This is a genomic window from Bradyrhizobium sp. SPXBL-04, assembly GCF_051853035.1.
GTDB lineage: Bacteria > Pseudomonadota > Alphaproteobacteria > Rhizobiales > Xanthobacteraceae > Bradyrhizobium > Bradyrhizobium zhanjiangense.
Genome location: NZ_CP182472.1, coordinates 1 through 13132, shown reverse-complemented (window position 1 = coordinate 13132; position 13132 = coordinate 1). Strand labels below are relative to the sequence as shown.

The following is a 13132-nucleotide window of genomic DNA, read 5'->3' as shown; positions in this document are numbered from 1 at the left end:
GCTAGCGCCGCTTCAGTCCCTTGCCCTGCATGCGCCAGAGCAGGAGGTCGATGCGGTCCTGGCCGAAGAACGGCTCGTTCTCGAACACGAAGGTCGGCACGCCCCAATGGCCGGAGGCGGCGTGGTCCTTTTCGTTCTCCGCGATCACGTGCTCATAGCGGTCCGGATCGGCAGTGATCGCGGCGTCCATGGCGGCAAGATCGAAGCCGGCCTTCTCGGCCGCGCGCGCGAGATGATCGCCCTCGTTCCATCCCGCCACCGAACCGTCCCATAGCACGCGCGCGATCGCGTCTGTAAATTCGAGCGAGCGTCCTTCGAGCTGCGCCATCGCGCCCAGCCGGGTCAGGCGGTGGATGTAAGGCTGCTCCGCCGCAACGTCGAGCGTCGTCTTGTCCTGCACGATCGGATCGGGCCTCGGGAAGCGGAACGGAATGCCCTCGTGCTGCGCCACGCGCGTGCTGTCGAGCACCACATAGCGAATGAAGTTCGGGCTGGCCTTCTTGAAGAATCCGGGCACGCGGACCGCGAGCGGGTAGACCGGCCGCAGGTTGACCGCGAGGTCATACTCGGCGACGAGCTTCAGTGTCTTGGGCAGGGCCAGATAGCTGAAGGGACTTCGGTAGGAGTAGAAGAGATCGACGGACAGCGTCATCGGGCCGGCTCCACGATGTCTCCCATCATGCTGCGGGCCACGAGCTTGTGGAACGGTACGATCAGCGTGAGGTAGGTACGCCCGAGCAGATTGTTGGTCCGCACCAACGTGGTCAATGTCACCTGCTGGTCCGCCCCGTCGCCGGCGACGTCAACCACGACGCGGAAATCGAGATGGTAGTCGTCAAACCCGGCGATGAGCTGCTCCGGCGTTTCGCTCAGCACCGGAAACAGGCCGATCATCCCGTACGGAGCCGGAGCACCTTCGCCCGACGTCTTCAGTCCGAAGGGTTTCACCAGGATGTTGCGCAAGCGCGTCAGCGCATCGATCCAGCGCGGCCCGTGCAGCACCATTCGGGTGCAGGCCTCGCGGGCGCTCAATTGCGTCGCGCCGACCTCTACACGAAAGGCATCGATGAACTGCGCGCCTGATAGCACAGCGCCGGCATCGACATCGGGTGTGACTTCGCGAACCGAGCCTGTCATCCCGCCAGTTTGCGCGTCAGCATGCCAAAGCGCAAGATCAACAGGCCGGCATAAACGAACGATCCGATCGACAGCCCGATCCAGACGCCGACCGCGCCGAGGCTGGCGTGGAAGGCAAGGACCCAGGCGATCGGGAAGCCGACGCACCAATAGCCTGTTGCTGCGAACACAAGCGTCATCTGGGTGTCATTGATGCCGCGCAGGGCGCCGCCCATGATGGTCTGGAGCGCATCGGCAATGAAGAAAGTCGCGCCGACCAGCAAAAGTGTCGCGGTCAGCGCGACGGTCGGCGCGCTGGCCTCGCTGCTGCCGAAGAACAGCCGTCCCAGCTCATAGCGGCCGAGGATGATCGCGACAGTCAGGGCCGCGACGAACGCAATGCCGAGCACGGCGGCAACGAGCCCCGCGCGCCGGACGCCGGCCGGCTCGTTGCGGCCGAAGGCGTGGCCAACGCGCACGGTGGCGGCCATGCCGATGCCGAGCGGCACCATGAACAGCACGGCGGTGACCTGGAGCGCGATCTGATGTGCGGCGAGCGCGGTGGTCGAGATCAGCCCCATCAGCAGCGCCGCCGAGGAGAACAGGCCGTATTCCATCAGCAGCGAGAACGAGATCGGCGCGCCGATCGCGATGAGCTGGCGCATCAGGGGCCAGTCGATCCGCCAGAAATGGGCGAGCGGGTGATAGTCCGCGAACGGCTTTCGCCATGCGGCAATAGTGAGCGCGGCGAGGAAGGTGCCGAGATTGACCAGCGTGGTCGCAAGCCCCGCGCCGAACAGGCCGAGCTTCGGCACGCCGAACAGGCCGTGGATCAGGACATAGACCAGCGCGGCATTGGCGGGGATCGCGGCGAGCGTGATCCACAGCGGCGCCTGCGGCCGGTTCACCGCGCTCATCATGCTGCGCAGCGCGATGAAGCCGAGCGCCGGCGCAATGCCCCAGGCCAGTCCGTGGAGGTAGCGCTGGGCCAGCGCGGCGGAATCCGGCGCCTGTCCGAGCGCGAGCAGGATCTGCTCGCCATAGAGCGGCGAGGCCATCATCGGCAGCGAGATCAGCAGTGCGACCCACAGGCCGACGCGCAAGGAGCGGCGGATCAGCCTGCCGTCGCCAGCGCCGAATGCCTGCGCGGCGAGCGGTGACACCGCCGACATCAATCCGAGCCCGAAGGTGAAGCTGACGAAATAGACCGTATGCGCCAGCGCCGCCGCGGCCACTGCGTCCTCGCCGAGCCGGCCGATCATCGCGAGATCGGTCGTGATCATCGCGATCTGCCCGAGCTGCGTCAGCATCATCGGCACGGCCAGCCGCAGCGTCTCGGCGAATTCATCGGCGAGATGATTTTGCGGCACGCCGGCTTGCGGCTGCGAATGACGTTGGACGGTGTCGAGCATGGCCGGTCCTTAGCACAGCCGCACGTCGAAAACATGGCCCGCGAGCGAGATGCCTCTTCACCCTCTCCCCTTGTGGGAGAGGGTGGCTCGCCGCGTAGCGGCGAGACGGGTGAGGGGTCTCTATCCTCAAGAGCGATCTTGCAAGTGGATAGAACCCCTCATCCGGCGCCATAGCCGAAGCTTTGCTTCGGCGTTCTTAAGAACGGCGGCCGAAGGCCGCCTATGCCACCTTCTCCCACAAGGGGAGAAGGAAGAAAGATCCCTCAGCTCTTCCTTTCCGGCACGCGCTTGATCTTCGCACCCAGTGCGTTCAGCCGTTCCTCGATGCGTTCGTAGCCACGCTCGATCTGGTCGGCGTTGTTGATGGTCGAGGTGCCCTCGGCGCAGACCGCGGCGAGCAGCATCGCCATGCCGGCGCGGATGTCGGGCGAGGTCATCGGCGCGCCGCGCAGGCGGCTGGGGCCGGCGATGATGGCGCGATGCGGGTCGCACAGCACGATGCGCGCGCCCATCGCGATCAGCTTGTCGACGAAAAACATCCGCGATTCGAACATCTTCTCGAACATCAGGATCACGCCCTCGCATTGCGTGGCGGTGACGATCGCGATCGACATCAAATCGGCCGGGAAGGCCGGCCAGGGCTGGTCCTCCAGCTTCGGCACGTGGCCGCCGAAATCGTCCTGGATCTTCAGCGTCTGGTTCGAGGGCACGATGAGATCGTCGCCCTCGACGCGGCAGACGATGCCGAGCCGCTCGAATCCCATGCGGATCGAGCGCAGGTGCTCGACACCGGCACGCACAATGCGCAAGGGCGAGCGCGTCACGGCGGCAAGGCCGATCAGCGAGCCGACCTCGATATGGTCGGGCTGAATGGAGTAGGTCGCTTCCCCCAGCGTCGCCTGGCCGTGCACGATCATGGTGTTGGTGCCGATGCCCTCGATCTTCGCGCCGAGCGCGACCAGGAAATTGGCGAGGTCCTGCACATGCGGCTCGGACGCGGCATTGCGCAGGTAAGTGACACCGTCGGCGGCGACAGCTGCGACCAGCGCATTCTCGGTCGCGGTGACGCTCGGCTCGTCCAGGAACACGTCCGCACCGGCGAGCTTCGGCGCACGGAATTCGAGCCGGTCGGTCGCGGTGACCTTGGCCCCCAGCTGCTCCAGCGCCAGCACATGGGTGTCGAGCCGTCGGCGGCCGATGACGTCGCCGCCGGGTGGCGGCAGCATCACTTCGCCGCAGCGGGCGAGCAGGGGGCCCGCGAGCAGAATCGAGGCGCGGATGCGCACGCACAGCTCGGGGTCGAGATCGGCGGCGCGGATGCTCTTGGCATGAATGCGCAGCGTATTGCGCGCGGTCCACTCCGCCGCGGCGCCGACCGAGCGGATCAGCTCGACCAGCGTCTCGGTGTCGCGGATCCGCGGCACGTTCTGAAGCGTCACCGGATGCTCGGTGAGCAGGGCCGCCGCGATGATCGGCAGCGCCGAGTTTTTGTTGCCGGACGGCTCGATCGAGCCCGAGAGCCGGTGACCGCCCTCGACGATGTATTGGATGGGCGCCACGGGGTTCTCGCTGTCCTGTTGGTGGAGCTGTTTCGGAGGCGGAAACTACAGAGAATTGAGCGCGGGAGCAATTGTGATGGCCGTGGCTCGAGCCCGTCCCTCGGGAGCTTGTGACAGGCGGCCCTTAGAACAACCCGACGATATTTCCGACCACGTAAAGGATGGCAATCAGGATCAGCGCGCCGATCATGACGAAGGAAATTTCGATCGCGATGGCCCCGGTGCCGAGCGTGGCAGCCACGGCGGCGAGGAGCCGCTCTTCACGGAAGATGAGCGCGAGCACCGAGAGCAGGATGGCAAGCAGGCCGAGCGAAATCGCGGTGACTGATGCGGTTTCACTCCAGCTTCGCGCCGCGGATTTTTCGATCTTGGGAGCCTGATACTCGACACCCTTTACCCGCGCCATCACGCGGTCCTTGATGCGATGTCCGGTGTCGACGATGACCTGCTCCGCTGGCGGCGGCGGAAACACGATCGGCACGACCCAACGCGGCAGCACGGCGGCCATCAGCGCCAGCACGCCGACGATGCTGCCGATGATGCCGAGCCGGCGGGATGGCGCGGTGGAACTGGTCATTGCGGAGCTGGTCATGGCGTGAGCGCTTCCCGGCCGGAATGGCCCGCGGGTTCATGCCACTTCGTCGCGATGGCGGGAGGTGAGGTTCAGGGGAGGCAATGGGAACAGGTCCTCTTGCCACGAGTCGGGTGCGCTCCCCCCTTGGGGGTAGGGCTATCGCATATGGCGTGAATAATGCTTCGGCATCGGCAGTGGGCTCCCTCTCCCGCTTGCGGGGGAGGGCGGGGGTGGGGGTGCCTCCGCGTCGGGATTGTCGAGAATTGCGGAGGCGATCCCAGTGCGGTGAGAGCCCTCACCCGCCGCGCTCGGGACGATGCTTCGCATCGCCCGGGACGCGTCGGCCTCTCCCGCAAGCGGGAGAGGCCGAGCAAACTCGCGGGTGGTCCCCGCGAAATGCATATGCGATAGCCCTACTCTTGCGGGGGAGGGTTGGGGAGAGGGTGTCTCCACGATCGAGACAGTCCCTGAGATGAGAGGAGAGAGCCCTCACCCGCCGTGCTCTGCGAGCACGTCGACCTCTCCCGCAAGCGGGAGAGGTGCAGCGAGTGCATGGCTAGCAGATCAAACCCAAAACGACCGGCGATCAAATATCGATCGTCGCACTCAGCGAATGTTCCTGAATGAAGTCGCGGCGCGGCTCGACCACGTCGCCCATCAGCTTGGTGAAGATGTCGTCGGCCTCGTCGACCTCCTTGACCTTCACCTGGAGCAGCGAGCGCGCTTCGGTGTCGAGCGTGGTCTCCCAGAGCTGCTCCGGGTTCATTTCGCCGAGACCTTTGTAGCGCTGCAGCGCGATGCCCTTGCGCCCGGAATCGGTGACCGCCTCGAACAGATCGACCGGACCGTGCACCACGTGCTCGCTGTCCTTGCGCCGCAGCTTGCCGGAGCGGGCGTAGACGTCCTGCAGCTTCGTCGTGTACTCGTCGAGCTTGCGGGCCTCGGCCGAGCCGAGCAGCGCATCGTCGATGACAGCCGCTTCCTTGACGCCGCGCACGGTGCGCTCGAACAGGAACCCCTGGCCTTCGACGAATTGACCGACCCAGCCGCGCTCGACCTCCTCGGCCTGGTTGTCCAGCCGGCTCGCGATGTATTGCGCGGCGGCCGCGGCGTTCTCGGGATTGCCGTAGATCGACTTGTTCAGCACGCCGGTGATGGCGGCCTGCTCGACCACCTTGCGGTTATAGCGGCTGTGCAGATTGCGCAGGATGCTGCGAACCACGCGGGCGTCGTCGACCAGCGAGCGCAGGTCGCGGCCGGTGCGGTCGCCGCCGGTGCCGGGAACGAACACGCAATCGTCGAGCCCGGCGTCGATCAGATAATCCTCCAGCGCCCGCTCGTCCTTCAGATATTGCTCGGACTTGCCTCTGGAGACCTTATAGAGCGGCGGCTGGGCGATGTAGAGATAGCCGCCGTCGATGATGTCGCGCATCTGCCGATAGAAGAAGGTGAGCAGCAGCGTGCGGATGTGGGCGCCGTCGACGTCGGCGTCCGTCATCACGATGATCTTGTGATAGCGCAGCTTCTCGACCGAGAAGTCGTCGCTGATGCCGGTGCCGAGCGCGGTGATCAGCGTGCCGATCTGCTCTGACGACAGCATCTTGTCGGGGCGGACGCGTTCGACGTTGAGGATCTTGCCGCGCAGCGGCAGCACCGCCTGGAATTCGCGATTACGACCCTGCTTGGCGCTGCCGCCTGCCGAGTCACCCTCGACGATGAAGAGCTCGGATTTTGCAGGATCCTTTTCCTGACAGTCGGCGAGCTTGCCCGGCAGCGAGGACACCGATAGCGGGCTCTTGCGCGTCAGCTCGCGCGCCTTTCGTGCGGCTTCGCGGGCTGCGGCGGCCTGGATCACCTTGCCGACGATCATCTTGGCTTCGCTCGGGTGCTCCTCGAACCAGGCCTGGAGCGCCTCGTTGAGGACGTTCTCGACCACGGGGCGCACTTCCGAGGACACCAGCTTGTCCTTGGTCTGCGACGAGAACTTTGGATCTGGCACCTTCACCGACAGCACGGCGGTGAGACCTTCGCGGCAGTCGTCGCCGGTCAGTGCGATCTTTTCCTTTTTCGCATTGGCCTCGGCATAGCCGTTGACCTGGCGCGTCAGCGCGCCGCGGAAACCGGCCAGATGGGTGCCGCCGTCACGCTGCGGGATGTTGTTGGTGAAGCACAGCACGTTCTCGTGGTAGCTGTCGTTCCACCACAGTGCGGCCTCGACGCCGATGCCGTTGGCTTCCGAGCGCACCATGATCGGCGCCGGCACGATCGCCTTCTTGTTGCGGTCGAGATATTTGACGAACTCCTCGACACCGCCGGAATAGTGCATCTCCTCGCGCTTCTCGACCGCATGGCGCGTGTCGGAGAGGATGATGTTGACGCCGGAATTGAGGAAGGCGAGCTCGCGCAGGCGATGCTCGAGCGTGGCGAAATCATATTCGACGTTCTTGAACGTCTCGGTCGAGGCGAGGAACGTCACCTCGGTGCCGCGCTTGCCCGGCGCATCGCCGACGATCTTCAGCGGCGCCACGGCATCGCCATGGGCGAATTCGATGTAGTGCTCCTTGTTGTCGCGCCAGATCCGCAAGCCGAGCTTGCTGGACAGCGCGTTGACGACGGAGACGCCGACGCCGTGCAGGCCGCCGGAGACCTTGTAGGAATTCTGGTCGAACTTTCCGCCGGCATGCAGCTGGGTCATGATGACCTCGGCCGCGGAGATGCCTTCGCCCTTGTGGATGTCGACCGGAATGCCGCGGCCGTCATCGCGCACCGTGACGGAATTGTCAGCGTTGAGGATGACGTCGACGCGCGTGGCGTGACCTGCCAGCGCCTCGTCGATGGCGTTGTCGACGACCTCGTACACCATGTGGTGCAGGCCCGAGCCGTCGTCGGTGTCGCCGATATACATGCCCGGGCGCTTGCGGACGGCATCGAGACCCTTGAGCACGCGGATCGATTCCGCGCCGTAGTCGCTCGCGTTGGAGGGCTCGTTTTCGGCACGCGGCTGCCGAGCAGGTTCTGTCATGAGAGGCCTTTGAGATGTCGCCCGAATCAGCGGCGCAAAAGGCGCTGATTTGTAGGCTATTTGTGCCACGAAAGAGGGTTTGCGCCTAGCGCAAAGTATCTCCTCGCAACCCTTTGGGAAGATAGGGTTTTTGGACCGATTTTCAAGGCTTTCGAAAGCCGATTCAGGGCGCTGCAAAAAGCACGATTCGAGGGCCGGTTTGCACCTCCAAAAACCGTTGAATTTGTGGGAACGGAAAGGTCAGTTCCAGGGCCCTTCAATACAGCTGGAGCGGCGGCCACGCCTCACCGTCGCGCCCGACCGTGAGCTCCCAGGTATCGCCGGCGGCGATGGTGAGACTGTTCGCGGTGGCTGGATGGCCCGGCACGCTCAGTCTGTAAGAGTATTTGCCGGGCCCGAGATCCAGCGCGACCACGTTCGCGCCGGCGGGGCGCGGGATGGTCCGCTCGTTGATCGTGAGCACGGCTTCCTGCTCGCCGATATTGCTGAACACGAGCTTCGCCTGGCCGGGTGCGGGCAGGACGTTTGCCCGGGTCGCCGCATCCGAATTCTTCTGCACGAGGTGGACCGAGGTGCTGCCGGCCTTGCGGTCGAGCTCCAGCGCTGCCGGCCCGATTGGGGAGACGAAGTCGAGGCGCACGTGGTCGGCGGTGACCACCGTGCCATCCTGTTCCTGCCAGCCGAGCTTTCCGAGCTCGGTGCGATAGAACACGAGCACGTCGCTGAGCCGTGCGGGCACGGTGGCTTCGAGCCTGGTCCGGAGCGGGGCTTCGATGCCCGGCATCACGGTGGTGTGGATCCCTCGATAGCTGTAGCGGGTCGGCGCAGGCAGCTTGGCATCCGGATCCAGCGTGAGCGCGGCAGAAAACAGCGGCGGCAGATTCGACACAAAGGCGCCGGCGCTTGCCGCGAGCAGGCAGCTCGCGAAGAGAGCAAGGCCGCACGCAAAAACTTGCCATCGTGCCGGAGCTCGCACCCCGGGCCTCACCGTCGTCATGCTCACGCTCCAAGGATATCGCGCGTGCTGGAAATCCTGCGCGATGGCCGCTTCCAGCGGCCTCAGGCAGCTAGTCGCTGACGGAACCGGGCGGGTTCAATGTGGGGGTCTACCTTCGGGCGGAGACTCGTCCGCTCTCGACGTCAAAGATCTCGCCTCCCGCGCCGATCTCGGCGAAGGCAGCGGGGTCCGCGCCGGTCAACCACACTTGCGCGCCGAGCTTCTTCAGCTCCTCGAACAGCGCCGCGCGCCGGTTCGGATCGAGATGGGCGACCACCTCGTCGAGCAGCAGCAGCGGCACGATGCCGGTCATCTCCGCCACCAGCGTCGCATGCGCCAGCACGAGGCCGATCAAGAGCGCCTTCTGCTCGCCGGTCGAGGCATCGCGCGCCGGCATGCTCTTGGGCGCATAGACGACCTGGAGGTCGGTGAGATGCGGGCCGTCGGTGGTGCGGCCGGCGATGGCATCGCGCGGACGGTTGTCGCGCAGGATCTGGCGGTAGCGGTCCTCGACCGACGTCGCGGTCTCCTGAAGCAGCGCGTTCTCCATCCAGCCGTCGAGCGCGATTTGTGCCGGCGGAAACGCCGAGGCTTGCGCGCGCGTATTGAGCATGCCCGTCAGCCGTGCCGCGGTCTGGCCGCGCGTTGCGGCGACCGCGACCGCAAGCTCGGCGGTCTCGCGCTCGATCGCGTCACACCAATGATCGTCGTAATTGCGCGTCTCGAGCAGGCGGTTGCGCGAGCGCAACGAGCGTTCCAGTGCGTTGATCCGGCTGGAATGGTCGCTGTCGATGGCGAGCACCAGGCGGTCGAAGAAGCGCCGCCGCTCGGACGTCGCACCCATGAACAGCCCGTCCATCGCCGGCGTCAGCCACACCATGCGGATGTGGTCGCCGAAGGCGGCGGCGGAATTGACCGGCTCGCGGTCGATACGGCAGCGCCGGCTGACGGCGGCGTCAGTGCGCGGCGCATCGATGCCGGTGCCGAGCGTGGCCAGCCCCAGTGCGCCCTCGACCTGCGCCGACACCGCCCAGGAGCCGTCGCCCTGGTTGTCGGCGACGTCTTCCAGCGTCGCGCGCCGCAAGCCCCGCCCCGGCGACAGGAACGAGATCGCCTCGATGCAATTGGTCTTGCCCGCCCCATTCGGCCCGACCAGCGCCACCATGTCAGCCGCCGTCTCGAGCCCTGCCGCCCGATAATTGCGGAACTGCGTCAGCGTCAGGCGATGAATGCGGGAGGGGGTCATATCAGCTCGTCATTGCCGGGCTTTGCTTTCCCTCCCCCCTTGTGGGGGAGGGTGGCGCATCACGCAGTGAGGCGACGGGTGACTCCTCCAGCGGAGCTGCCCTCTCCCACAAGGGGAGAGGGCATAGCAATGCGCATCGCGTTCGGCTCTAAAGGCAGTCTGCGTTGGCGAGGGAGCACCTCGCTCACACCCGCATCGGCATCAGCACGTACAGTGCGCTCTTGTCGTCGCGGTCTTGCACCAGGGTGGGCGAGCCGGGGTCGGCCAGCCTCAAGGTTGCGACGTCGCCTTCGATCTGGGCGGCGATGTCGAGCAGGTAGCGGGAGTTGAAGCCGATATCGAGAGCGTCGGAGGCGTATTCGACCTCCAGCTCTTCGGTCGCGCTGCCGGAATCCGGATTGGTCACCGACAGCACCAGCTTGCCCGCCGACAGCGACAGTTTCACCGCCCGCCCGCGCTCGCTGGAGATGGTGGAGACGCGGTCGACCGCGTTCTCAAAATCCTTCTTGTCGACAACGAGCTCCTTGTCGTTGCCTTGCGGGATGACGCGGCCGTAGTCGGGGAAAGTGCCGTCGATCAGCTTCGAGGTCAGCACCACATTGCCGATGGTGAAGCGGATCTTGGCCTGCGACAGCTCGATCGTCATCTCGGCCTCGGTGTCCTCGATCAGGCGCTGCACCTCGCCGACAGTCTTGCGCGGCACGATGACGCCGGGCATGCCCTCGGCGCCCTTGGGCTGGACCAGGTCGAGCTGGGCGAGGCGGTGGCCGTCGGTGGCGACGCCGCGCAGGGTCGCCGCCTTGGCGGTGCCGGCGGCGTGCAGATAGATGCCGTTGAGGTAATAGCGCGTCTCTTCGGTCGAGATCGCGAACTGGGTGCGGTCGATCAGCCGCTTGACGTCCTTGGCGGCGAGCGAGAACGAGTGCGACATGTCGCCGGCGGCCAGATCGGGGAAATCATTCTCCGGCAGGGTCTGCAGTGTGAAGCGCGAGCGGCCGGCGCGGATCGCCAGCACCGCGCGGTCGCCGTCGGCCTCGAGAACGATCTGCGAGCCGTCCGGCAGCTTGCGGACGATGTCGTAGAACATGTGCGCCGGCACGGTGGTGGAGCCCGCGGTCGCGGTTTCCGCGGGCAGCGTCTCCGTGACCTCGAGGTCGAGGTCGGTCGCCTTCAGCGACAATTTCGCGTTCTCGGCGCGGACCAGCACGTTGCCGAGGATCGGAATCGTGTTGCGGCGCTCGACCACGCGATGGACATGGCCCAGCGACTTCAGCAGTTGCGCGCGTTCGACCGTAACCTTCATTGCACTACTCGCCCGATCCCCAAGGAAAACACAGCGTTGAGAAGGCCGGGCAGCGGGACGCGCGCCACGGCACCGAAGACCCCGAAAAGCCGGATCATTCCTGCCGATATGATCAAAGCTGTCAGGGTCGCGCAAGGTGGCGCGGATGGCCCCCGGATTCAAGGGATCGGAGGCAGTTCCCCACGATTTACCGCCCAAACGAAGGCCGCCGCCCAGGCATAGAATAGATATGCTCCCTCGCCCCGCTTGCGGGGAGAGGGTTGGGGTGAGGGGGAGTCTCCGCAGGGGAGGTGAGAGTTGGACACGCCGAGAAGTCCCCCTCACCCGGAATCCGCGCTGCGCGCGCATTCCGACCTCTCCCCGCAAGCGGGGAGAGGTGAAAGAAATAGGCGTTTATTCCTGGAGCTGGCGCTTCAGCGACTCCACTTCCTCGGACAGCGCGGTGTCCTTGGAGACCAGGGCCTCGATCTTGCGCACGGCGTGCAGCACCGTGGTGTGGTCGCGTCCGCCGAAGCGGCGGCCGATCTCGGGCAGCGAGCGCAGGGTCAGCGTCTTGGCGAGATACATCGCCACCTGACGCGGGCGCACCACGTTGGCGGTGCGGCGCGAGGACAACAGATCGGAGCGGCTGACGTTGTACTGCCGCGCCACCACGCGCTGGATGTCCTCGATCTTGATCCGCTTGGGCTCCTGTGGCCGGACCAGGTCGCGCACCTCGTGCTCGGCCATCTCCAGCGTCACCGGCCGGTTGTTGAGTTTCGAGTGCGCGAGCAGACGATTGATCGCGCCTTCGAGGTCGCGGCCGTTATGGGTGATGGTGCGCGCCAGATAATGCAGCACCTCCTCGGGCACCTCGAACGTCGCATGGTGGGCGCGGGCCGCGGCAACGCGCGACTTGAGGATGCCGTGCCGCAGCTCCTCGCCGAGCGAGCCCATCTCGACCACGAGGCCGCCGGCGAGCCGCGAGCGGACGCGATCGTCCAGGCTCTCGAGATCGGACGGCGGACGGTCGGCCGCGATCACGACCTGACGGCCGGCATCGATCAGCGCGTTCAGGGTGTGACAGAACTCGGCCTGGGTCGACTTGCCCTGCAGGAATTGGAGATCGTCGATGACGAGCACGTCGATGCCGCGCAGCGCTTCCTTGAAGGCCAGCGCCGTCTGCGTCTTCAGCGCGGCGACGAAGCCGTACATGAATTTTTCCGCGGTGAGATACAGCACCTTGCGCTCGTTGCCGGAATTGCCGGCCCAGGTCACCGCCTGCAAGAGATGCGTCTTGCCGAGGCCAACGCCGGCATGGATGTAGAGCGGGTTGAACATCACGGGATCACCGCGGCGTCCTTCGGCGACCTGGCGCGCGGCCGCATGCGCCAGCGTGTTGGAGCGGCCGACGACGAAGCTCGCGAAGGTCAGGCGTGGATCGAGCGGCGAGCCGCCGAGCGCGTCGTGATTGGCCGAGACCGGTGCGGTTGCGGTCGAGCGCAGCTCCGGGGTCGGCGCGCGGCGCGCCTCGACCGGGGCGGGCGCTTCCTTCGGCTGCGCGACCGGGCGCACCGCCGAGCGGACCGTGAGATCGATACGATGCACTTCCGGCATCTCGGCTTGCCAGCACGACAGCACGCGCTCGGCATAATGGGCCTGAATCCAGCTCTTCAGGAAGCGCGTCGGCACGGAGAGTCGCACGCTCTCGTCCTGCACGCCTTCCAGATCCATGCGCGCAAACCAGCTCGTGTAAACGTCTTCGCCGACGCTCGAGCGCAGCCGACCCTTCACGCGTGACCAGCGATCCTGTTCCATTGTCATCGTCAGAAAACTTCTCTTGAGAGATAAGGTTGCGTTGTGAGCGCCATGCAGGGTTCCTGCCGAAATCCCTGGGGTGGCGCGACCTCAAGCGATTCCATCA

The 13132-nt window shown here is 65.8% G+C and carries 11 protein-coding genes; 1 reads left to right on the top strand and 10 read right to left on the bottom strand.

What is annotated here, in order from left to right; translation table 11 throughout:
* Position 1 precedes the first annotated feature (1 nt).
* From ACNJX8_RS00055 to recF, 8 genes are all read right to left on the bottom strand, one after another.
* Entirely contained in the window at positions 2 to 652 is a 651-nt protein-coding gene (locus ACNJX8_RS00055) for a 2-hydroxychromene-2-carboxylate isomerase (RefSeq protein ID WP_439359189.1), read from the bottom strand.
* Positions 649 to 1137 (bottom strand): DUF2867 domain-containing protein, encoded by a 489-nt coding sequence (locus ACNJX8_RS00050; RefSeq protein ID WP_091898205.1) that lies wholly within the window; start codon positions 1135 to 1137, stop codon positions 649 to 651. The genes ACNJX8_RS00055 and ACNJX8_RS00050 overlap by 4 nt, the downstream gene beginning before the upstream one ends.
* On the bottom strand, positions 1134 to 2528 hold the full coding sequence (locus tag ACNJX8_RS00045) for an MATE family efflux transporter (RefSeq protein ID WP_439359188.1): 1395 nt from the start codon (positions 2526 to 2528) through the stop codon (positions 1134 to 1136). The genes ACNJX8_RS00050 and ACNJX8_RS00045 overlap by 4 nt, the downstream gene beginning before the upstream one ends.
* Before the next feature lie 263 nt (positions 2529 to 2791).
* Complete coding sequence (murA, locus tag ACNJX8_RS00040) at positions 2792 to 4087, bottom strand: UDP-N-acetylglucosamine 1-carboxyvinyltransferase (RefSeq protein ID WP_439359187.1); 1296 nt, start codon at positions 4085 to 4087, stop codon at positions 2792 to 2794.
* Positions 4088 to 4211: 124 nt separating this feature from the next.
* On the bottom strand, positions 4212 to 4679 hold the full coding sequence (locus ACNJX8_RS00035) for a hypothetical protein (protein ID WP_128947851.1): 468 nt from the start codon (positions 4677 to 4679) through the stop codon (positions 4212 to 4214).
* A 568-nt stretch (positions 4680 to 5247) separates the two neighbouring features.
* Positions 5248 to 7683: a DNA topoisomerase (ATP-hydrolyzing) subunit B gene (gyrB, locus tag ACNJX8_RS00030; protein ID WP_128940667.1), complete on the bottom strand. Its 2436-nt coding sequence runs from the start codon at positions 7681 to 7683 to the stop codon at positions 5248 to 5250.
* A 256-nt stretch (positions 7684 to 7939) separates the two neighbouring features.
* On the bottom strand, positions 7940 to 8680 hold the full coding sequence (locus ACNJX8_RS00025) for a hypothetical protein (RefSeq protein WP_439359186.1): 741 nt from the start codon (positions 8678 to 8680) through the stop codon (positions 7940 to 7942).
* Positions 8681 to 8789: 109 nt separating this feature from the next.
* The gene (gene recF / locus ACNJX8_RS00020; RefSeq protein ID WP_439359185.1) at positions 8790 to 9926 is read right to left on the bottom strand and encodes a DNA replication/repair protein RecF; all 1137 of its coding nucleotides are present in this window, start codon (positions 9924 to 9926) and stop codon (positions 8790 to 8792) included.
* On the opposite strand from recF, the gene ACNJX8_RS00015 reads away from it, so the two are divergent.
* Entirely contained in the window at positions 9910 to 9996 is an 87-nt protein-coding gene (locus tag ACNJX8_RS00015; RefSeq protein WP_439362043.1) for a hypothetical protein, read from the top strand. The two genes, recF and ACNJX8_RS00015, sit on opposite strands and share 17 nt — an antisense overlap.
* A gap of 114 nt (positions 9997 to 10110) precedes the next feature.
* Here ACNJX8_RS00015 and dnaN read toward each other — a convergent pair whose 3' ends face one another.
* Both dnaN and dnaA read right to left on the bottom strand, forming a co-directional pair.
* On the bottom strand, positions 10111 to 11229 hold the full coding sequence (gene dnaN, locus ACNJX8_RS00010) for a DNA polymerase III subunit beta (RefSeq protein ID WP_091898217.1): 1119 nt from the start codon (positions 11227 to 11229) through the stop codon (positions 10111 to 10113).
* A 393-nt stretch (positions 11230 to 11622) separates the two neighbouring features.
* Positions 11623 to 13032: a chromosomal replication initiator protein DnaA gene (gene dnaA, locus ACNJX8_RS00005; RefSeq protein WP_027572414.1), complete on the bottom strand. Its 1410-nt coding sequence runs from the start codon at positions 13030 to 13032 to the stop codon at positions 11623 to 11625.
* Between the last annotated feature and the right edge of the window lie 100 nt (positions 13033 to 13132).